Origin of the sequence: Fibrobacter sp. UWR2, assembly GCF_002210285.1 — a bacterium.
Classification (GTDB): domain Bacteria; phylum Fibrobacterota; class Fibrobacteria; order Fibrobacterales; family Fibrobacteraceae; genus Fibrobacter.
Genome location: NZ_MWQE01000001.1, coordinates 550,233 through 571,176 on the forward strand (window position 1 = coordinate 550,233; position 20,944 = coordinate 571,176).

The 20,944-nt window shown below is 54.8% G+C and carries 23 protein-coding genes; 5 read left to right on the forward strand and 18 right to left on the reverse strand.

Annotation, left to right across the window (positions count from 1 at the left end; genetic code table 11):
* Positions 1–52: 52 nt before the first annotated feature.
* The 3 genes from B7994_RS02175 to bioB form a co-directional block, all read right to left on the reverse strand.
* On the reverse strand, positions 53–718 hold the full coding sequence (locus B7994_RS02175; RefSeq protein ID WP_233142946.1) for a C40 family peptidase: 666 nt from the start codon (positions 716–718) through the stop codon (positions 53–55).
* 29 nt (positions 719–747) lie between these two features.
* Positions 748–1,206: a hypothetical protein gene (locus tag B7994_RS02180; protein WP_088636826.1), complete on the reverse strand. Its 459-nt coding sequence runs from the start codon at positions 1,204–1,206 to the stop codon at positions 748–750.
* A gap of 166 nt (positions 1,207–1,372) precedes the next feature.
* Positions 1,373–2,344: a biotin synthase BioB gene (gene bioB / locus B7994_RS02185; protein WP_088636827.1), complete on the reverse strand. Its 972-nt coding sequence runs from the start codon at positions 2,342–2,344 to the stop codon at positions 1,373–1,375.
* Between the two features lie 98 nt (positions 2,345–2,442).
* Here bioB and B7994_RS02190 point away from each other — a divergent pair, with 98 nt between their 5' ends.
* Both B7994_RS02190 and B7994_RS02195 read left to right on the forward strand, forming a co-directional pair.
* The gene (locus tag B7994_RS02190; protein WP_144063710.1) at positions 2,443–3,285 is read left to right on the forward strand and encodes a hypothetical protein; all 843 of its coding nucleotides are present in this window, start codon (positions 2,443–2,445) and stop codon (positions 3,283–3,285) included.
* 44 nt (positions 3,286–3,329) lie between these two features.
* Positions 3,330–4,601 (forward strand): argininosuccinate synthase, encoded by a 1,272-nt coding sequence (locus B7994_RS02195; protein ID WP_088636829.1) that lies wholly within the window; start codon positions 3,330–3,332, stop codon positions 4,599–4,601.
* A gap of 93 nt (positions 4,602–4,694) precedes the next feature.
* Here B7994_RS02195 and B7994_RS02200 read toward each other — a convergent pair whose 3' ends face one another.
* On the reverse strand, positions 4,695–5,228 hold the full coding sequence (locus B7994_RS02200; protein WP_144063711.1) for a hypothetical protein: 534 nt from the start codon (positions 5,226–5,228) through the stop codon (positions 4,695–4,697).
* Positions 5,229–5,362: 134 nt separating this feature from the next.
* Between B7994_RS02200 and B7994_RS02205 the strand changes: the two genes are divergently transcribed.
* Entirely contained in the window at positions 5,363–6,235 is an 873-nt protein-coding gene (locus B7994_RS02205; RefSeq protein WP_088636831.1) for a DUF3078 domain-containing protein, read from the forward strand.
* A gap of 85 nt (positions 6,236–6,320) precedes the next feature.
* Here the strand turns inward: B7994_RS02205 and B7994_RS02210 are convergent, their stop codons facing one another.
* Complete coding sequence (locus tag B7994_RS02210; protein WP_088636832.1) at positions 6,321–6,938, reverse strand: hypothetical protein; 618 nt, start codon at positions 6,936–6,938, stop codon at positions 6,321–6,323.
* 185 nt (positions 6,939–7,123) lie between these two features.
* On the opposite strand from B7994_RS02210, the gene B7994_RS02215 reads away from it, so the two are divergent.
* Entirely contained in the window at positions 7,124–9,883 is a 2,760-nt protein-coding gene (locus B7994_RS02215) for a fibro-slime domain-containing protein (protein ID WP_088636833.1), read from the forward strand.
* Positions 9,884–10,227: 344 nt separating this feature from the next.
* Here the strand turns inward: B7994_RS02215 and B7994_RS02220 are convergent, their stop codons facing one another.
* The 11 genes from B7994_RS02220 to gmk all read right to left on the reverse strand — a co-directional run bounded on the left by B7994_RS02220 (position 10,228) and on the right by gmk (position 18,823).
* Positions 10,228–11,577 carry a MiaB/RimO family radical SAM methylthiotransferase gene (locus B7994_RS02220; RefSeq protein WP_088636834.1) on the reverse strand — a complete coding sequence of 450 codons (1,350 nt, stop codon included), beginning with the start codon at positions 11,575–11,577 and terminating at the stop codon, positions 10,228–10,230.
* Entirely contained in the window at positions 11,574–13,004 is a 1,431-nt protein-coding gene (locus B7994_RS02225; RefSeq protein WP_233142947.1) for a SpoIID/LytB domain-containing protein, read from the reverse strand. The genes B7994_RS02220 and B7994_RS02225 overlap by 4 nt, the downstream gene beginning before the upstream one ends.
* Positions 13,005–13,022: 18 nt before the next feature.
* The gene (gene def, locus B7994_RS02230; protein WP_088636835.1) at positions 13,023–13,562 is read right to left on the reverse strand and encodes a peptide deformylase; all 540 of its coding nucleotides are present in this window, start codon (positions 13,560–13,562) and stop codon (positions 13,023–13,025) included.
* Positions 13,563–13,584: 22 nt separating this feature from the next.
* Positions 13,585–13,953, reverse strand: coding sequence for a preprotein translocase subunit YajC (gene yajC / locus B7994_RS02235; RefSeq protein WP_088636836.1), 369 nt, complete (start codon positions 13,951–13,953; stop codon positions 13,585–13,587).
* A gap of 55 nt (positions 13,954–14,008) precedes the next feature.
* A complete protein-coding gene (locus tag B7994_RS02240; protein ID WP_088636837.1) occupies positions 14,009–14,938 on the reverse strand; it encodes a Crp/Fnr family transcriptional regulator in 930 nt (309 codons plus the stop codon).
* Positions 14,938–15,849: a cyclic nucleotide-binding domain-containing protein gene (locus B7994_RS02245; protein WP_088636838.1), complete on the reverse strand. Its 912-nt coding sequence runs from the start codon at positions 15,847–15,849 to the stop codon at positions 14,938–14,940. Before B7994_RS02245 ends, B7994_RS02240 begins: the two co-directional genes overlap by 1 nt.
* Before the next feature lie 25 nt (positions 15,850–15,874).
* On the reverse strand, positions 15,875–16,222 hold the full coding sequence (rplS, locus tag B7994_RS02250; protein ID WP_088636839.1) for a 50S ribosomal protein L19: 348 nt from the start codon (positions 16,220–16,222) through the stop codon (positions 15,875–15,877).
* Positions 16,223–16,238: 16 nt separating this feature from the next.
* Positions 16,239–16,943 carry a tRNA (guanosine(37)-N1)-methyltransferase TrmD gene (gene trmD / locus B7994_RS02255; protein ID WP_088636840.1) on the reverse strand — a complete coding sequence of 235 codons (705 nt, stop codon included), beginning with the start codon at positions 16,941–16,943 and terminating at the stop codon, positions 16,239–16,241.
* Positions 16,943–17,536 (reverse strand): ribosome maturation factor RimM, encoded by a 594-nt coding sequence (gene rimM, locus B7994_RS02260; protein ID WP_088636841.1) that lies wholly within the window; start codon positions 17,534–17,536, stop codon positions 16,943–16,945. Before rimM ends, trmD begins: the two co-directional genes overlap by 1 nt.
* Before the next feature lie 91 nt (positions 17,537–17,627).
* The gene (gene rpsP / locus B7994_RS14375; RefSeq protein WP_088636842.1) at positions 17,628–18,077 is read right to left on the reverse strand and encodes a 30S ribosomal protein S16; all 450 of its coding nucleotides are present in this window, start codon (positions 18,075–18,077) and stop codon (positions 17,628–17,630) included.
* 179 nt (positions 18,078–18,256) lie between these two features.
* The gene (gene gmk, locus B7994_RS02270; RefSeq protein WP_088636843.1) at positions 18,257–18,823 is read right to left on the reverse strand and encodes a guanylate kinase; all 567 of its coding nucleotides are present in this window, start codon (positions 18,821–18,823) and stop codon (positions 18,257–18,259) included.
* A 27-nt stretch (positions 18,824–18,850) separates the two neighbouring features.
* Here gmk and B7994_RS02275 point away from each other — a divergent pair, with 27 nt between their 5' ends.
* Positions 18,851–19,117, forward strand: a complete 267-nt coding sequence (locus tag B7994_RS02275) for a hypothetical protein (protein WP_088636844.1) — start codon at positions 18,851–18,853, stop codon at positions 19,115–19,117.
* A gap of 55 nt (positions 19,118–19,172) precedes the next feature.
* Here B7994_RS02275 and B7994_RS02280 read toward each other — a convergent pair whose 3' ends face one another.
* The gene (locus tag B7994_RS02280; protein ID WP_088636845.1) at positions 19,173–20,285 is read right to left on the reverse strand and encodes an acyltransferase; all 1,113 of its coding nucleotides are present in this window, start codon (positions 20,283–20,285) and stop codon (positions 19,173–19,175) included.
* Positions 20,276–20,932, reverse strand: a complete 657-nt coding sequence (locus B7994_RS02285) for an MBL fold metallo-hydrolase (protein WP_088636846.1) — start codon at positions 20,930–20,932, stop codon at positions 20,276–20,278. Before B7994_RS02285 ends, B7994_RS02280 begins: the two co-directional genes overlap by 10 nt.
* Positions 20,933–20,944 lie beyond the last annotated feature (12 nt).

Genomic DNA, 20,944 nt, shown 5'->3' on the forward strand with positions numbered 1-20,944 from the left:
AGTGTAGAAAAGCCTGCCTTTCGGGGCGGGCTTTTTCCATATGGCGCGATTGCTAGCGGAACCTTCTCGCGCCCTGATACTTGTTCTTGTAATATTTCTCGTTCAGGTTCGAGATGACGACGCCTCTGCTGGAACTTGCGTGGATGAACCTGTCGCCGCTCAGGTAGATGCCTACATGGCTGATGTTCCAGAAGCTTCCGAAGAAAAGCAGGTCGCCTTCGCGCAGGCTGCCGCGGCCTACACTTTTCCCGCGGGGGTCCTTGTACATCCTTGCCGCACTGTGGTCTAGTGCGATATTGTAGTAGCCCTTGAATACCTGCATCACAAACCCGGAGCAGTCTGTCTGGGTCTTGCTTGCCGCGCCGTACACGTATTTTGCACCGAGCCATCCTTTGGCGTAGGTTTCGAAGTCCGGTGTCGGGAGCGCCCTTTGTGCGGCCTTTTCCGCTTCTTTCCTGTTCGCCGCGGCTCTCGCCTTGTCGGCAGAATTCATGTGCTTCGGCTTGGGTTCGCTAGCCGTGGAATCCGGTTTTGCTGCGGTATCTTCCGCCTTGTGCGTTTCTTGTGCCGGAACTTCTGTAACCTGCTCAGTTGCGTGAATGGGTTTGTAGTCGCCGATGTTGCGGTCGTAACCCGTGCGTTCGGGAAAGGTGCAGCAGAGCAACCCTGCGCAGAACGGCAAAAGCATTAGGCTTGCGATTTTTGAAGACAGACCCATTGCTGTGAAATGTAATTAAAAAAAGGCAACTATTCCTGATAGATAGTAATGCTTTCGAATATATCGCCTGCGGTCATGATGATAATGGCCTTTCTCGGGAAAACTTCTTTGCCGCAGTCTTCGGATAGGCATGTCTCGGCGGCGTTTACTGTAATGTTGAGAGTGTTTGACTTGCCCTTCGGAACCTCGGCATTCCACCAGCCTCCACTGATGAACCTGTTGTTGGTAAGTCCTGAATCAAGGGAAACGGGAAGAATGTAATTGGAGTCGGCACACTTTTCGTTGCATGCCGAATTGATCCACCACGAGTTGTAATTTTTGACATAAATGGTTTCTAAGCCGCCCTTGAGGTCGAAGTGGACTTCTTTTTTGTTCAGGTTCATTTCTGCCCAATTTCCATCAGCCTCCTCGCTGACGAAGTCGAGGTCGACGGAGCAGGCTGTAAAAAACAGGGCGAGGGATAATAGGCAGAGTTGAAGTCCTTTCATTTTAGCATTCCTTCTTTGAACTGTTTTTGAACAAATTCATGCATTATGCAATATATCTTTTTAAAACGCAAAAACAACCCCTTTTTTACGGGAAAGGGTGTTCTTTTGTACCAAAAAGAAAAAGGGCGTTTCATATAGGCCCTTTTGGGGCCTAAGGAATGTACTGCTAGTTCAGAAAACCGTGCGGCGTAAATCCGAGCCCCTTTACGAGCTCGAAATCCTTGCAGCTGTTGACGCCTGCTGTGGTGAGCATGTCGTCGGTGATGGCGGCGTTTGCGCCGCTCTGGAATGCGCGCTTACCGTCGTCACCAAGTACGCCGCGTCCGCCCGCGAGGCGGATGAACGCTTTCGGGTTGATAAAACGGTAAATCGCCACGATGCGACAGAATTCGTCATTCGTGAGTTTGGGCAAGTTCTCGTACGGCGTGCCGGGAATTGCGTTCAGCACGTTCACAGGCGTGGATTTTACTCCGAGTTTGCGCAGGTCGAGGCACATGTCGATGCGGTCCTCCATCGTCTCGCCGAGCCCCATGATGCCTCCGCTGCAAATCTCGAGCCCTGCGGCGAGCGCGTTTTGCAATGCGCCAATCTTGTCGTCGTAGGTGTGCGTGGTGCACACGTCTGGGAAGTGCCTGCGGTAAGTTTCCAGGTTGTTGTGGAAGCGGGTGAGTCCGGCTTCTTTCAGCTTGTCGAACTGCTCACGGTTCAGGAGCCCTGCCGAAAGGCATACGGAAAGTTTTGTCTCCTTTTTGAGACGGCGAATGGCTTCACTAATCTGTTCCACGTCGCGGTTCGAGAGCGTGCGTCCCGAGGTCACGATGGAATAGCGCGGGATTCCTGCGGCTTCTTTCTTCTTGGCGTCTTCGACGATTTCGTCGGCGCTGAGGAGCTTGTATTCCGGTGCGCCGGTGTGGTAGTAGCTGCTCTGGGCGCAGTACTTGCAGTTTTCGGAGCAGCGCCCGCTGCGGGCGTTCACGATGGAGCAGAAGTCGAAATCGTTGCCGTGGAACTTTTCGCGGATTTCGTTTGCTGCTTTCGTAAGTTCGTCGAGGTCGGCTTCCAGCAGGCGGACAGCCTCTTCGCGGTTGATTTCGTAACCGTCAATAACCTTTTTTTTGAGTTCTTGAACAAAAGACATGCGTCAAATATAGAAAAAGGCGCTTTAGCGGCACCAAAGCCTCATTCTTTTTTTAATTTATGGGTGTGCGAATATTCTTGGCGATATTCCTGCTTGTTATGAGTGCCTTCGCGGCCGAGGCTGCGGAGGATTCCTCCGTTGTGGCCGATTCTGTTGTTGCTGCGCAGGATTCTGCGGGTGTTGAACAGGTTGCTGTTGCGGACACTCTTGCAAAGGATTCTACGGCAAAGGATTCCTCCAGGCACAAAGGCAACAGCATTCCTCTTCCGCGCCAGTCGGCATATACGGGCTACGGGTTGCTGGTCGGCCTTGCGGCGGGCGTTTTCAACCCGACAAAGGAATGCGACTGCCTGGGCGTGTGGCAGGGACAGATAGAATATTTCTATAGCGACTGGATTAGTGCCGGGTTCGATGTGCGTTTTTTTGGAGGAGACCTCGATACCGACATGATGTTGCGCTACCAGCGCTACAGGGCGAATGTCCGTTTCCTATTCCCTCGCGAGCGCTGGTCTTGGTACGTCAGTCCGATAATCGGGTTCGAGTCTACCGACCTTGAGGATTTCCGCGAGGAATGGCACAATCGCGACGATGAGTGGTGGATTCCGCTTGCACCAAAGGATACTGTCCGGGAGGTCGAAGATTGCGAGAAGATGTTCTCGCTCGACGGGCTTTCTATAGGTGTCGATTTCGGTGCCGGCGTGAATATCTCCAAGTATTTCGGTTTGACGGGCAGTGTCTTGTACGAATACAATTTCGGCGGTGCGCAGATGCTCACGCTCTCGCCGGGAATAGCTTTTAATCTTCGCCAAGTGTGGCGGTGGGCCAACCGAAACCTCTCCGCTTCCTGGGTCTCGGTCGAATCCGGTTTCCAGCGGTATTTTAATAGGTCCGTGGATTCCTGGGCGATGTCGGTGTACCTTGGCACCACGATTGGTTTTTAATTCTATATTTGGTTCGTCTAAAATTTTCCTAAAGGACATTCAAAATGGCTAAGAAAGAATCCAAGAAAAAAGTGGTCCTCGCCTATAGCGGTGGACTCGATACCAGCATCATCATCCCCTGGCTCAAGGAAAACTACGACTGCGAAGTGATCGCTTTCGCCGCCGACCTCGGTCAGAACGACTTCCCGGATGCCAAGGCCCTCGAAGACAAGGCCCTCAAGACTGGCGCCAGCAAGTGCTACGTTCTCGACCTCAAGAAGGAATTCCTCGAAGACTACGTTTGGCCGACCGTCCGCGCCGGTGCCAAGTACGAAGGCACGTACCTCCTAGGTACTTCTTTTGCCCGTCCGCTCATCGCCAAGTACCAGGTGAAGATTGCCGAGAAGGAAGGTGCTTACGCCGTGGCTCACGGTGCTACCGGTAAGGGTAACGACCAGGTCCGTTTCGAACTGACCTACGCCGCCCTCAATCCGAAGCTCCAGATTATCGCTCCGTGGAAGGACCCGAAGTGGACGTTCCATAGCCGCGAAGACGCTATCGACTACGCTGCCGCCCACAAGATTCCGCTCAACGGCATCAGCAAGAAGAAGATCTACTCCGAAGACGGCAACCTGTGGCACCTCTCTCACGAAGGTGGTGTCCTGGAATTCCCGGAACAGGAACACAAGTACGAATTCCTCAAGCACACCGCCACGTATGAGAAGGCCCCGAACAAGGCCGACCACGTGACGATTACCTTCGAAAAGGGTAATCCGGTGGCTATCGACGGCAAGAAGATGGGCGCTGTCGAACTCCTCGAATACCTGAACAAGATTGGCGGCAAGAACGCTTGCGGCCTCCTCGACATCGTTGAAAACCGCCTCGTCGGCCTCAAGAGCCGCGGCGTGTACGAAACTCCGGGTGGCACGCTCCTGTACAAGGCTCACGAATGCCTGCAGCAGCTCGTGCTCGACAAGGAAACTTTGTTCGAAGCCCAGAAGATGTCCATGACGTACGCGAACCTCGTGTACAATGGCCAGTGGTTCACTCCGCTCCGCCAGGCTATGGACGCCTTCTTCAACGAAGTCAACTCTGTTGTGACCGGTGAAGTGACGCTCAAGCTCTACAAGGGCAACATCATTCCGGCCGGCATCAAGAGCCCCTACAGCCTCTACGACATGGGCCTCGGTGGATTCACCGACGTTGACATGTACGACCAGAAGGACGCCACGGGCTTCATCCGCTGCTATGGCCTCCCGCTCAAGACTCGCGCCCTGTTGCTCGGCAACAAGACGAATGTCGACTTCGGCAAGGAAGTCAAGCTCCCGAAAAAGTAGTCGGTAAAGACAATTGTCAAAAAATCTCTCGGTTTGCCTTGCGCACCCGAGGGATTTTTCATTTTACATTCCACATCTCACATTACACATTCGCTAGAATTCTACCAGGTACCCGATGCGCCAGAGCATATCAGGAGCATCATGTTCCATGAAGTTGTACAGGGGAATGTCTATCTGGGTGAAGAACCCGAACAAATGAATGCGCATTTCGGCGGAGACGTCTAGGCTTTCCTTGTAGTTGTAGGGGTAGAGGTATTTCGCCTTGTTCGCCTTGTTTACGGCCTGGTGCATCTTGTTGGGAGCTTGCGCGTATTCATAGCCTGCGCCAATGCCTGCATCGATGTGGAATGGCAGGTGGCGTAGGAACGTCCAGTCGAGCCCTCCGCGCACGCCACACCAGAAATCGTTGGCGTCATTGTGGAAGCCGAATCCGCCTACGTGTAGGAGCGCGGCCTTGTACCCGATACCGGTTTCGATCATTACCGGCGTGAGCCTGCCTGCCGAAACGCCCGCCTGGAATCTCCAGGGGGACTCGGCGTGCGCGGCTGTTACACAGAGCGCAATCCCGAGCGCGGCCACAATTTTCTTGCAGGTGCTGAACATGTGCCTAATTATAGTAAACCGCATGTATTTCCACAAAAAAAGGCCTTTTTTAGGGCCTGTTTTGCCAATACCGTTTACAAAAGGGGCAAAAGTGCTATCTTTAAAATCAGAAACCGGCCCAGGAAGGCAAAAACCAGGGCCATAACGAGGATAACAATATGAAGATTAAAAAACTTCTTTTAGCCTGTGTCGCCGCTTGCACTTTTGCAGCCCCGGCTATGGCAGAAGGCGGCATGTTCTCAAGCGTTCTTGACTCGAACTGGACTGCCGACGTAGTCGCCGCTGTCAAGTGGAACTACTACAACTTCAGCAATTGGCAGCAGGATGGGACGTCCAACTACTCCTGGTTGGTCACCTATGATGCCGATGTGCAGGGCAAGTGGAAGGTGGCCAACTGGCGCAACCTCGTGAACCTTGCTGTGGGCAAGACCTGGACTGAGGGTCTCGGCCAGCGCAAGAGCGCCGACAAGATCTTCTGGGAATCCATGGTTGACTTCAACGTGACCGACATCTTCAAGATTTACGCCGGTAACCGTTTCGAAACCCAGTTCCTCGCCGGTTACACTTATAGCGAAGACGAAGATGGCAACGAAGTGAAGAAGGCCGTTTCCAGCTTCATGGACCCCGCCTACGAAACTCAGGTGGCCGGTGTCGCCTATATCCCGAACGAAATGTTCAGCCAGCGTATCGGTTTTGCTAACCGCATGACGATTTCCAACGGCTACGGTTTTGCCGATGACAAGGATACCAAGAAGTTCGAAAAGTTCAAGGATGAACCGGGCTTGGAATCCATCACGGAATTCAAGTACTCTTACAACGAGTTTGCGACCTTCAAGAGCCGCCTGTGGGCGTTCGTGAACTTCAAGGGTGTCGACGAGATTGACGGCAAGTGGGAAAACCTCCTCGCTGTGACCCTCGTCCCGTATGTGGAACTCCAGGTCGGCTTCGACATGGCCTACGATAAGGACCTCGATCTTGACGCTCAGTACAAGACGATGGTGCTCTTCGGCCTGACCTGGCGCTGGTTTTAAGTAAAGTCACTGATGATAGTTTAAAATCCCTGCCTTCGGGCGGGGATTTTTTTTGTTGCCTAGACCGGCAGTGCTAGTTTGTCTGTTATCGGTCGACGGTGAGGAGGTCTTCAATCCAGGCGTCGCGCTTCTTGCGCAGGGCCTCGAGGGACTTGTCGTCGGCACCGCTTGTGTCGCGGGCTTCCATGAGCGCACGGTAGTCGGCCTGCAGCTTCGAAGCCTTGCCGTAGAGGGGGGAGAGTTTCTCCAACGCTGCAATGATGGCTTCGTCGGAGTACAGGCGAGAAATGCCTTCCAGGCTGCGTTCGATAAAGGTAGCCGAGTCTCCTTCCGTTCTGGCCTTTTCTGCCTCGGCAAACTCCAGCGGCGCTATGCGGTCCATCCAGGCGGACTCTGCGGCGTACAGTTCGTTGTCCTCGGCGATGGCATTTTTTTTGTGGGTCAACTGCAACTGCTTGTCCATGAAAGACTTGTAGCTTTCTACGTCGGCAGGGATCTCTTCCGATTTCAAGAAGTCGGCGAGGTTTGCAAGGTTTGTCCGGGTGGGGTTGTTCAGGAGGCACTCCTTGAGTACGGCGAGCTTGTCCTTCGAGTTCATGTTCTTGAAGGAATCGGAGTGCATGCTGTTGGCCTTGAGGCGGAGGTAAAGGACGCGCAGGAGGATGAATGCGATGACGATAGCGAAAATTATGGACCAGTTCATACCCCAAATATAGACGTCTGACCGACCATGGTGGTCCAAAGTCCTTGTTTTGAGTCACGGGAAACCGCAAAAACCCCTGTTTTGGGGTATTTTACAAAAATATAAGTATTGATATCGACGATTTTGGTTTATATTTAGGGTTGTATATTGTAGACCTATTTTCGAGTAGGTGGAGATTGGAACGTATGAAAAAAAATATTGCAGCTGGACTGGCTCTTACGGCAGTATCCTTTGGTTTGGTCTGTATCGCACCGGCACACGCCGATGTGGCTGGGGCCGCTAACCTCGACATCGTGGTGCGCGACTTCCCCGTGAACCATCCCGACTTTGAAAACTTCTCCGAAGAATTCGCTAGTACGGGTGACAAGGACGGTGGTAGATATTGCAGGAATAATGGCGCTACCGGTACCGGATTGTGCGGCGAATTGATCTATAATACCGGCAAGCCCGGTTATGACATCAACTGGATGAACCTGGCTTCGATGCATAACTCCTGCGGTAACAAGCGTTCCAAGGCCGGTGCTTGGATTGGCCTGGACGGCTACCCCAACGTAGCGAACATGTTCTTGCCCTCTTACCTGCAGATGGTGTCGACCAAGGATACCCTCCAGTACGGTGAATGCAAGGACAAGGTTAACAACCGTATCCAGCGTGGTTACAAGACTTACATAGACGGCATGGTCAGTGGTACCAAGTGCGGCAATGGCGGCGTTGCATGGTCCAACCCCGTGTACTACACGCCGGGCATGGTTCAGTCTTACCTCTCCTTCGATAGGGGCCCGACTGGCGATATCGATATGCTTGATGGTGTGCATATCCTGAAGGCTCAGGACTTGTGCGACAACACCTACTTTGATCAGTGGTATTCCGATGGAAACGGTTTTGCCAAGCGCAGTAACACGATTCTTGTGCTCCCGGCAGTAAACACGGGTACGTCTTCGAAGAACATCTATTCCATTGACTACAACTACAGTAACGGTGGTTACTTCCCGCTCGATATCGTTGATACGACGACGCAGGTCCGTTCGGGCATGGCGACCAAGGCGAATGGCGGCTGTACAACGGACCAGTGTGACCAGTGGGGCCCGCAGACATACTCCATCTTCTGCCCGCCGTACAAGTACGAATACGACTCTACCCAGACCGACATGATGGGTACCAACACGTTTAACCTGTGCCAGCGTTGGCTCGCTGCCGGTGGCCCGAGGGATCCGAACGCCGCTCTGAACGCATTCCAGATGGGCTCTGATGTCGATGCTCGCCACTTGCGCAACTACGGCTTCACCATGATGGGCTACGCCAAGTTCAAGTACCATTCCAAGAACCAGGTCAATGCCACCACAGGCCAGCCTGATCCGGAAATCTTCGAGTTCACGGGTGACGACGACATGTGGATCTTCGTGGACGGCGTGCTGGTGGTGGACCTCGGCGGTACTCACCTTGCTACTCCGGGCCGTGTGGATATTTCCGTGCTTGCCAAGAATGGCCACGGCTGCTCGACCGACCCGATGCTTGGTGCTGCAGGCTATGGCCTTCCGCCGCTTTCCGACCAGACCGCGACGGGCCAGAACTGCCAGTTGAAGCCTGATGGCTCTTGGGCCGACAACACCTGGCACCACTTGCACTTCTTCTATGCTGACCGTCAGTCCGATGGTTCCAACATGTACATGCGTACGTCCCTTGCTGAAATTGCCCCGACCAAGTATGGTCAGCCGACGGTTACCGGTGCCGAAGTGACCGTGACCGACGGTGTTGCGACGACAAGCCTTATCTTGAATACCGAACTCTCTGATGAGACCTTGGCTGCTATGATGGCCGGAGGCCAGAGCGAAACGGTTCCGTCCCTCGTTGTTACTCACTGCTCTAACTTCGATATCGCGTCGTCTTCTTGCTTGGCCTACGATACTTTGGGCCTGTACGTCAAGGACATTCACTTCGTTATCGACAAGGGTGCCGACGGTATCGTTTACGACATCCAGGGTGTCGTGAAGGACAAGGCGGGTAACGAAGTTACCATCCAGTCGGGTGACCAGATTGCGTTCAACTACCCGAACCAGGATCCGCTGAGCGAAACCTACAACGTCTGGACGCAGTCGATGACTTTCTACATTACCTCGAAGGCCGGCAAGGTTGTGGATGCCTTCCCGACGGAATGGGCTACGGCGACATTGCTCGTGAACCCGACGACGGTTATCGAGATGAAGGATACGACCCTTGTGCGTCCGGAATTCGACAACAAGACTCTCACCGACAAGGCTAGCAGCAATGGCGGAGACCTCGAACCTAATTCTACGGGTGAACTCCTGATTACGCCGCTTCCGGCTGCATTCATTGACGGCGGTGACCAGAATACTTGGCTCAAAGATCACTGGACTGACATCACTGCTGCTGCAACGGGTGCAAATGGACATCCTGCTGGCGGTGTGAGCGACAGGCTTTTCCCGGGTGTGATGATTGATGACGACAATCCCAATGGCGCCGTTTCCGCTCGTTGTTATGCCGATGCCGCTGGCACCGAAAGCTGCTCTAGCATTTCGTTCCGTACATCGCAGCCGTTCCAGGTTAACGTGCGTGTGTTCGACCACCTCGGCCACTTCATTGGCCAGTACACGGAAGGTGTTACCGATGTGACGAAGTTCCAGACTATGATGAAGGCCCAGACTGTCCCCAATGCAACGTCGAACGTTTGTGTTGACGCTTCTACTGGTCAGTCGGCAGAAGTGACTGGTGTTGGTGAAATGATGGTCACGATCAAGATGTACCCGATTTCCCAGCAGGGTCGCAAGATTGCTACTGGCCCGTACATCTACCAGGTGTCCATTATTAAGGAACACTATGTGTACTGTGCCTACATGGGTAACGGTGGCTTCCAGCTCGTTGACGCTCCGTACCAGAGAGCATCCCTTACCACGACGCGTGGCTACCGCCGTACAACCAAGAAGTAAGGCGACAAGCAAACTTTAAAAGGACCCGGCGAAAAACCGGGTTTCTTTTATATTATGTTGGCTACGTGCATGCCGAACACACTCACACTATCACTTCGTTCCGGGGTTCTGTGGCGATCCGTTCGCGCTAGATGTTGAATAAATACTATGGTTTGCGCTCACTCTCGCAACAAGCTTCGACATGCTGCTCCGCCAAGAATAAGCGAGGGCTCCGGTAGAAAATGGCTTATCGCTTTTACGCTTGTATGAAATGAACTGCGGGAGGATGCCCTAGTGACTGTTAGTCCCTACGGGCTTCCTTTAAACTGCAGGACGAATAATAAACTGCTTTTTTAATGTTGGTTTTAAATGTTGGCTTCGCCGATGAGTGCGAACGGTTCTGCGCCAGTAATGCGTGCAGTAAGGCGTGTGCCTGCAGGGATGTCGCCCACGAGGGCTACCGGGCGGTAGGCCTCGTTCCGCGCGATGGAGGTGCCTGCGCGATGCCCGGGCTTTTCGACCACCACGTCACAGGTCTTGCCGACCCACGGGATATTGTTCCCGCGGGCTATCTTCTGGAAGGCTTCTGCCAGTATGGCGGAACGTTCGTGTTTGACGCTATCCGGTATGCGGAGGTTTGCATCGGCCTCCATCCGCGCGGCGCCCGTTCCGGGCCGGGCGACAAAGCGGGTGATGTTGCAGACCGTCGGGCGGGTTTCTTCAAGCAGCCGCAGTGTTTTGCGGAAGTCGCTGTCCGTTTCGCCGGGGTAGCCTACAATCAGGTCGGTACTGAGGGTCGCTAGCGGGAATCGCGTGTTGAATTCTTCGGCGAGGTGGCGGAAGTCGCTTGCGGTGTGCCTCCGGTTCATCGCCTTCAGGACATTGTCGCTCCCGCTCTGTACGGGAATGTGGATGAACTTGTAGAGGCGATTGTCCTGGAAGCATTCGAGCAAGGAGTCTGCGTAACCGAATAGGTGCCGCGGGTTACCCATGCCTAGGCGAATCCGGTAGTTGCCGGGAACATGCGCAAGAATGCCTTGAGTGAGGATGGCGAGGTCTGTGCCGATATCGAACCCGTAGCAGGCACAGTCCTGGCCGGTAAGCTGTATTTCGGTGCAACCGTCTGCGACGAGGTCGCGGACCTGCTGTTCTATGACTTCGGGTGCAAAGCTCCTGAGACGCCCCTTCACGAGGTGCGTGCTACAGAAGGCGCAGGCATCGAGGCAGCCCTCCTCGATGTTCACGATGCCTACATAGGGCGATTCGCGCAGAGTACTTGACTTTGTAGGCCTGGATTCTTCGTGCTCCGCACTCAGAATGACGTTTGCTGCGTTGTCCTGTGGCCTCGGAATGGCGATGTCGGCGAGGCTTGTGAACTTGACTTGCGGTGCGATTTTCAGGGCTTCTTCGCGGAAGTCCTTCGGTGCGCAACCCGTGATGAACAACGGCACATCTGGGAACATCTCGAACGCAGTACGTAGCAACTTCAGTGCGCCCGCGTTTCCCTTGACGGTACAGACGTTCAGGTAGATGGCGTCCGGCATATCCTGTAAAGCAGGAGCGCGTTTTGTGGCATCTTGAACGCCGGGTAGATGGAAGATTACATGGCAATTCGGGTGCCCTGCAGAAAGAGCGCGTGCGATGCGTTCCCCGTCCCCGAAGTTTGCTGCACACCCCTGGCTGATTACGGCAAATACCGGACTTTCGGAGATCATTTCTCGAACCGCTCCAGCGTGATTCCGGGGTAATAGTGCGTAAGGATTGTCGCGAAGTCCTGGCCTGCGGCGCTACGGCCGCGTACACCCATCTGGCACATGCCGACTCCGTGCCCGAAGCCTTTGCCGGTGATTATCCATTCGCTTTTCTTGTTTGCAATCCTGAAAAAGGATGACGGAAGGATGGCCCCGTTCTTCTTGAAAAGCCAGCGGACTTTGTCGCCCTTGACATCAAACTTACCTTTGTCCGTGTCGACGACGAGCGTTAAGATTCTGCCGCTCGCGAGAGTGTCCTTGACAGTAATGTTCTTAATCCTCTTGAAGTCTGGGGCTTTTGCCTTTGCTTCTTTTGCGTTCTTCTTTACAAGCGATTCCAGTTCCTTTTCGCCGAACTTGCGTTCCCACTTGCTGTAGCTCGATTCGCTGCACCACGGCGTTCCGTCTTTGCGCAGGTCGGGCTTGCTTTGCAGGTAGGGCAGGTTGGGGCGTTCCCAGGTAGCAAGCGTTTCCGTTTCGCCCCCGCAGGTGGAATGGTAGTAGGCGATGATGAATTCGCCGTTGTAGGTCATCACGATTCCGGCGGTCGCCTTCACGGCACTGTCGGTGAGCGGGGTTGCGCTCTGCAGGCCTTTGTACACTTGGTCCTTGGTGTCGGCGTAAACGTCGAACCCCATGGATTCGCGACTGCCGAAATGCTTGTAGGCGTACGTGCGTGCGGCAATTGCCTGCGATTCGAGCGCGCTAAAGCGGCTGCTGTCGAGCTTGCCTATTTCGTAAGGCACGACTCCGCGCAGGTAGTCTTCTACGTCGACCACGTTCACTGCGTTTATGAGCCCCTTGCTTGCGCTTACGTAGAAGTGCCCGGGGTAGCAGGCGATGGCAAGTTCCTTTTTAGTCGGCGCGATGGAAATGCAGTTCCCTTCTCCGTAGATTTCCTTGTTGTCGAGCGTGACGGAGTTTTCCTTGCCCTGGAATTTTACCATGTTGCCCGATGGCGTCATGTGTATGGTCTCGCCTTCGAGTTTCAGGTAGAGTTCCTTTACGCCGATGTACACGCCTACTTGCAGGGGGCGGTTCAGGTCTTCGGGAATTTTCTTCGGGACGATTTTTCCGCTGCTGTTCGAGGCGCCTTTGCCGTCGGAGACGCTTGAAGCCTCGATGGGCGCGAAGTTTACGGGGCCGTCGTAATCCGATTGCTCCGGCACATTTTTCGCCGGCACATCTTTAGACACATCTTTAGAAATATCTTTAGCCGCATTTTTCGCCGGCACATCTTTAGCCGCTTCTTTAGAAGTGTCTTTAGGAGCCTCTTTAGGTGTGGGGAGATCCGGCAGCTCGAAATCATCTTCGGCAGCAAACGCATTAACCGCGTTTGGCGCGAACGAGGCGAAAATGGATATCGCGATGATGGACCGGAGCGTAAGCACGTGTACTCCGGAGTACTTTTATTTCTTCTTCAGCTTCGCCTGGGTCTCTTTCGCCATCTTGCGAAGCTTGGACTGGTTCATCGTGCGGTCTGCCGTAGAAATCTTGTCGACGAACAGGTCGCCGTTCAGGTGATCCGTCTCGTGCTGGATGCAGCGGGCAAAGAGCCCTTCGCAGTTATGGATTTCTTGCGGCTCGCCGTTGATGTCGAAAAAGCGGACGCACACCTTGTCGGGGCGTACCACGTTGCAGAAGATGTCCGGAAGCGAGAGGCAGCCTTCGTCGTAGTCCGTGGGCTTCGCGTCTTCTTCTGCTTCCCATTCCGGGTTGAACATGATATAGGGGCGCGGGTCCTCCTCGCCGGGGATGGCCGTGTCGATGACCACGAGGCGGATGTTCCTGCCTATCTGCGGGGCGGCAAGGCCGCAGCCCGGCGCGTCGTACATGGTTTCAAGCATGTCCTGTGCCAGCTGGCGCAGTTCCGGAGTGATTTCGGTAATCGGCTCGCTCTTCTTGCGGAGCACCGGGTCACCGTAAATGCGGATAGGGAGAATCGCCATTTATCTTGTTCCTTGTCGCGGATTACTTCTTCTCTTCGGTCTCGGCGTTCATCACGCGGACGATGGCAGACTTGTCGAAGTCGATAAACGTAGTGGAACCCGTGCGGACGGTAATGATGTTCGAATTGTCTTCGATGGAGGTGATGGTTCCGATGATGCCGGCCGTGGTGATAATCTTGTCACCCTTCTTGAGGGCCTTGCGCATTTCTTCCATCTTCTTCCTTTCCTTGCTCTGCGGGCGGATGAAGAAGAGCCACATCACGACGAACAGGAGGATAATGGGAAGGAATCCCGTGATGCCGCCACCGGGCTGCTGTTCGGCGGATTCTGCGGCTTCCTGTGCGAAAGCGGCGATGGAGGAAAGGGTCACGAGGAGTGCGGAAAGTTTCATGTTAGGCCTTATTTTAAGGTGAATGTTTATTTCGTGCGTAAATATAGAAAATCCGCTATACGAGTTTCTTGTCTAGTAGCGGGAAAATGCGGTTCAGTTCGAGCAGGTCGAGTATCCTGTCGAAGTCGCCAGATATGCTCTCGATGGAGTCGAGGCTGGAATTCTCGTTGAAGGCAGGTTCGGACTGCAGCATGCCGCTTTGCAGGAGTGGTGCGAGCGTACGCATGGAAAGCGTGCTCCCGAACATGGTCTTCTTTGCCTGCTGTTGGAAAAGTTCCTTGCTGACTGTGGCGTGCCCGCTCTTGATCGAAATGCCGTTCTCGCTTACGGCCTTTACGAAGGAGGTGAGTACGAGCTGTTCCGTGATAGAGAGTATATTGGGTGATACCTGCTTATTGATTGCCCGGTAACGGAGTGCCTCGTACAGGAGCGGGATAATCTGCAGGTTCGATACGCGTACGGTTTCGCCTTCGATTTTGAGTATGCCGAATTCCTCGAGCAACTGTAGGAGTCTCTCGGTTTCGGAAAATTCTGTGTTGTCCAGCATGAGCATCTTTTTCTGGAGGAGAGCGAGCGTTATGTTGTCTGAACCGCTTGCCTCGAGATGCTTGCTGAATAGGAACAGCAGTGCGGGAAGGGCCTGCACTATCTTGCTCTTTTTCTGGTTTTCTTCGGCGATATGGCAGTGGTTTGCGAGGAACGAAAGCGTCGACTGGAACCAGCCCGGCTTGAGTTCGAGTTCGCGCTGGAGCGCCGACTGCTCGATGAAGATGACTTCGCTGTTCTCTGCAGCGCGCAGGGTGTATTCCCTGGGCTTGCTTTCGAGCAGGCTGAATTCCCCGATGATGGAACCTGGCCCGAAATTGCGCCAGTGCCTCTGGCGCAGTTGCTTGGACATGCCGACCAGCATGCCCGACTTGACTACGACGAGGCTTGTACCCTTGTCGCCTTCGAGGAACAGGTATTCGCCTTCTCGGACTTGCATCAGACGGCCCCCCTCAGGTTAGAGTCGTAGCGCAGCGCTGTAAGGAAGTATTCGATCTTCTTCATGTCCACGTGGAACTTGTTCGAGAGTCCCTGCTTGAAGCATCCGAGATCCTGCAGCGTAATCCACTGGGCCACGTCGATGGGCAGTTCGCGTTCGTTCAGGAGGCGAATCCATTCGGGAGCTTCCATCTCGACGCCTTCCTTTAGCGTGGTAAGGTGCACCAGGATGCGCTTTTGCGGGAGGCTCAGGCGGAGCGGTTCCCATACGAGCCCTTCTTCGCGGGCGTACAGGTAGTCCGAATAGATCTGCAGGAGCATGGCGTTGTGGACGACCAGCTGGAGCGTGTCACCTTCCTTTATGAGCCCGATGAAGTTGCGGCGCAGGAGTGCCTTGAGGTCGGCTTTGATGGTCACGGGCGGGATGCGGGTGAGCCAGTTGAATTCGCGGGTGAGCGTGTCGACGGGGTACTTCACGCCCGAGTCGAGATGTGCGCAGTATTCCGCGAGACTCATCAGTGTGTTCTCTACGGGGGTCTTGCGTGCGGATTCCTTGTGCAGGCGCGTGTTGACGGAAAGGCTCCGGATGATGGCGAGCAGCCAGAGGGGGATATTCTTGAGTTCGGATTCCAGGCATTCCTCAGAAATGATGGTGACCGTGGAATCCTCGGCCGCCTCAATGGTGTAGCGGAATGGCTCGTTTTCGAAGAGGGAGGCTACGCCGACGATGTCGCCCGCGTGCATGTGGAACTTGATATCGCGCATGCCACCCGACTTGTCGACGGCGACAAGTTCACCTTCGTCCAGGATGACCAGTTCGCGGTTGCCTGAGTCCGGAGAGTATACAACAAAACCCGCCTTCACGCGGGAGCGCGTGGGCGGGATAACTTGCTGTCGGGAATTCCCGTTCATCGGGAAAAGACCCTTTGAAGCCTAATTAGGCTTCGCGTTCTTCGATACGGGCAGCCTTGCCGCGGAGGTTGCGCATGTAGTAGATGCGAGACTGGCGGACCTTACCGGCGCGGTCGAGAACGATGGAGTCGATACGGGGGCTGTTCACCGGGAAGATGCGTTCGACGGCAACGGAGCCGGACATCTTGCGGACGGTGAGCGTCTTGGAAACGCCCGAGTTCTTGAGCTGGATGACAACACCCTTGAACGGCTGGATACGTTCCTTGGTGCCTTCAATGACCTTGACGTTGACAGTGACGGTATCGCCAGCGCGGAAGGCGGGCACGTCGGACTTAACGTTTTCGCTATGGATAGCTTCGATGTTCAGGGACATAATGTGTACCTCTTAATTATTTGTCGCCAAATTTAGCATTTAATTTGATTTTTTCAAGGATGTCGGGGCGTCTTTCCTGCGTTCTTTTCAGGGATTCCTGCTTCCGCCATTCAGAAATGTTCTTGTGATGGCCCGAAAGGAGCACTTCGGGCACTTTTTTGCCCTCGAATTCCTCCGGACGCGTGTAGACCGGCCATCCCAGTACGCCCTGCGCGAAGGAATCGGTATCGCCGCTTTCGCGGTTCCCGAGGGCGCCGTCGATGAGCCTCACGACTGCGTCGGTCACCAGCATTGCGGGCAGTTCGCCGCCGCTGACCACGAAATCGCCTATGGAAATCTCCATGTCGACCTCGGTCTGGCGTATGCGGTCGTCGATGCCCTTGTAGTGCCCGCACACGAGTACCAGGTGGCTCTCTTGCGAGAGTTCCTCTGCGATCTTGTGCGTGAAGGGCACGCCGTCTGCCGTGAGGTAGATGACCTTTCCGCCGTCCTGCTTCACGCCTGTGCTGCGGATAGCGGCGGCGAGCGGTTCGGGCCGGAGCACCATGCCCGGTTCGCCCCCGTAGGGCACGTCGTCCACCTGGCCGTAGTCGTTTATCGCGAAGTCGCGCAGGTAGACCGTGTTGAATTCCAGCAGGCCCTTTGCCTGTGCGCGGCCCATGATGGACTGCTTCATCGGGGAAAACATCTCGGGGAATATGGTGATGCAGTCGATGACCATCATGCCTCCCCGTCGCTTTCCGGGCGAGCCTCGGAACTGTGGTCCTCGGGGCAGAGCGCCTTAAGGTAGGCCGCGTCGCACACGATGAACTCGCCTTCGTCGTCGATGTCGAGCACACAGTCGTCAATCCACGGGGCGAAGACCGGCTTCTTGCTGAATTCGGACTGGAATGCCTCGTCGAACCTGATATTGAACGCGTTGACCGTCGGGAGTTCTTCTACGGAGAGGACTTCGCCGATGTCGCGGCCGTCTTCCGTATGGACGCGGTAGCCTTCCAGGTCGTCGATGTAGTACTCGCCCTCGGGTGCGGGGAGCCTCTCGGACTCGGGAATCATCACGTCGCCGTTCACGAAATGTACGAGCGATTCGGGCGTGTCGTAGCCTTCGAACTTCAAGAGCCAGATGTCGTTCGCCTGCTTGGAATCCTCGATACGCAGGTCCAGTTCCTCGCCGTTCGTCTTCTTCAGGCGCACGTCCTTAAGGCTCTTGTGGCGCGTAATGTCGTGGGTGAGGGGCATCGCCTTGATGTAACCCTTCACGCCATGCGTGCGCATGAGCTGGCAGACGGTTATGTACTCTTCGGAATCAGACATCGGTTAGTACGTGTTAGGTGCGGGTTTGGTTGCGTTCGCGGGATAAAAAAAGTCCCGTGCGCGGGGCACAGGACTCTTTAGAAAAGCAAGATTATGCTTCGGCAGGAGCCTCGGCAGCGGCTTCGGCCGGAGCTTCGGCGGCAGCGGCAGCTTCAGCAGCGGCGGCTTCCTTGGCAGCCTTTTCGGCTTCAATCTTGGCGAGGGCCTTGGGGCCGAGCTTCACGGCCTTCTTCTTTTCGGCACGCGGAGTGGCGGTCTTGCCTTCGATGGAACGGCCGGCCTTGATCTCGTGGAACAAGTCGAGGATGCCGACCTGCTTCAGGAGGTTGCGGACGGTGTCGGACGGCTGGGCACCGACGGAGAGCCACTTGAGGACCTTTTCCTGATCGAAACGGATTTCGGCCTTCTTCATGTTCGGGTTGTAGAAACCGACCTGTTCGATAAAGCTGTCGTCACGAGCCTTGCGGTTGTCGATGACGATGGCGCGGTAGATCGGGTTGTGGCGCTTGCCGAAGCGAGCGAGACGGATAACAGTTGCCATTTTAACCTCTTTGTTGGGGTTCCCGTTAGACGGGGGTTGTTGTTTTTGCAGGGGCAATATAGAAATAAACCATTTGTGTGTAAAGGACGGAAATGTAAATTTTTCCGTTCTTTACATACAAACTAACGTACAAAATTACAAAAAATGGCGAAATTTTGTCAAAATCGCCAAAATTTGAACTATTTCGCCTCGCCCTTGAGGATGGCCCGGAGCTCGTTTGCGGCCTTCTCGAGGTCGTCGTTCACGATAGTGAACTCGTATTTTCCCTGCGTTTTTGCGAATTCCATCTCCTTTTTTGCGTTGTGGAGGCGCGTCTGGATGACCTCCTCGCTGTCGGTACCGCGCCCGCGGAGCCTGCGTTCGAGTTCCTCCTCGCTCGGTGGGAGGATAAGGATGCCCGTCGCCTCGGGGTAGACCTTGTCGAAGTTCACCTTGCCGAACACGTCGATGTCGAACAGGACGCGCTTGCCCTGCTTGAGCATGTCTTCCACGAAGAACTTGGGCGTGCCGTAGTAGTTGCCGTGCACCAGGTTGTATTCCACCAGCGCGTCGTCCTTGATCATCTGCTCGAACTCTTCCTTCGTCTTGAAGAAGTAGTGCACGCCGTCGACTTCGCCTTCGCGGGGCTTGCGCGTCGTTGCCGAGATGGAATACACGATGTCCGGGAATTCGCCGATGACCTTGTCCTTGAGGGTGGTCTTGCCCGCGCCGCTCGCGGCGCTCATCACGAAGAGCTTGTTTTTCATGTGGCAAAATGTAGTTAAATTTGGGGCATGTTTTGCAACAGGATTCTCGGAACCACACATCACGGAACCTACAAGAAGGTTGTCGATGTCCCGCTCTTGCGCGAGGAACTCACGGCGCGGTCGGTGCGCTGCATTGCCCGCGACGGCGTGGAAATAGAAATCGAGCTGTACGAGGACCTACAGGAAGGCGACATTGTGGCGGAGACGGAACAGAACGTCTATGCCATCAAGGTGTATGTGCCGAAGAAACAGCACGAGACGGAAGTCCCGCGCATGAACAAGAGCTACCTCTGATTTTTTTTGCGCTTACGAGATACGCGCGAAATTTGAGTATAAAATGCGCTGCCCGCTAGTCTTTAATATTTAGGCTTTCGCGGGCGCTAATTTTTTGTTTGCCGAGAAGTTTGTAGAGCTTGCAGCGGAATAGCGGAATGGCTCCAATCACGACCGCGATGACGACGGGGATGGCAAGGTAGGCGATTCCCGGCCTGTTGATTTCGGTCTTGAACAGTAGCCGCATCACGAGCAGGGTGTACCAGTGCACGGCGAGGATGACGAGTGCGTTGCGCGAGATGTTGCGGAGTATTCCCTTTGCGAATCGGACGGGGACTGCGTTCGGCAGCCTGTCGGCGAGAACGAATGTTCCTATAAGGCCCGCGATGCCGAAGAAGGAACTGGCGACAAAAATCCGCAGGTCTTTTCCGAGGTCGTTGTTCATGATGCTGAAGTTCGGGTCTGGAACTTCGAGATAGGCGTAGGCGGCGAAAGAGACGATGGTCGCTGCTGCCAATAAGGCGTTCCTTTTATTGTCATTTCCGCCTTTTAACAAGCCCTTGCACAGCCAGCCGTTTGCAAAGAAGAACAGTACGGTCAAGTCGCGCTCAATCCCGAGCGGCAGACGGATGTGGTTTGCGTACAGGATCCAACCGCCGGCGAGGCTTGCCAGTGAAACGAAGAAGATGGCGCGTCTCGGAAAGATCTTTTGAACCCCGTAAAATATAAGGCTCACGGAATACAGCGTGAACACGAACCAGAGCGGCCCCGACCCGATGGAGGATTTTCCTGCTACGAAAATCTTCGCGAGGTTCCAGTAGATGTAGTCCCAGACGCTCGCAATATGCGGGCGGATGTTCATGACGGTCATGCGCGGCGCCTTCGGGAACAGGTCGAAGTTGTACAAGACCGGGTCAAGCGCGAGGAAAAGGAGCGAAAGCAATATATAGGGAACGAGCAGGACACGCGTCTTGTGGATAAAGTAATCCATGAAATTGCCGAAGCGCCGCGTGCTGAAAAGCATTCCCGAGATGAAGAAGAAGGCCGACATGCGGAGCGCGCTCAGGTGCAACATGCCCATTTGCGCCTGCGGGAACGACTGTTCCACATGGTATAGGCAGACGAGCAACAGGATGAATCCCTTGAACTCGTCAATCCACCCGATTCTTGTTTGGTTGCCTAGTACCATCGCCTCTCATCCCCGATGCTTGTCATCGGTCCGTGTCCGGGGAAAACGACTGTCTCTTTCGGGAGCGTGAGCAGTTTGCTCTTGATTCCGTTTACAAGTGCATCGTCATCCCCGCCGAAGAGGTCGCTGCGCCCGCGGCTGCCTGCAAACATGATATCGCCGGGGAACAGCAGGGGAGGAACATCTTTCTGCCCGTTCACTTCGCCCGGGTTTTCGCAGTAAAACGCGATGCCGCCGGGGGAGTGCCCTGCGATGTGGAAAACCTGCAACTTGATACCGGGCACCTCGACGGCATCGCCCTCGGCAAGGAAGTTGCCGAGTCCGGGCGAAGGGGAGCGCATCGGGAGGCCGAACATCTGGCTCTGTTCTTCTTGCAGGTCAAGCAGGAAGGCGTCTTCTTCGTGAGCCTCGGGCTGCACCCCATAAGTCTTGGCGACAAACGCATTGCCCAGCACATGGTCCAGGTGCAGGTGCGTGTTCAGCAGGTGGCGCACGGTCAGGTTGTTTGTGGCAATATAGTTCGCCAACGCCGCTTCTTCGCGCTCGTTGCAGACACTCGGGTCGATGAGAATCGCATCGCCGGCGTCGTTGCTCAGGATAAAGCAGTTCACGCCGAAGGGGTTCACGACAAATTGCTTGATGTTCATACCGTTAATATA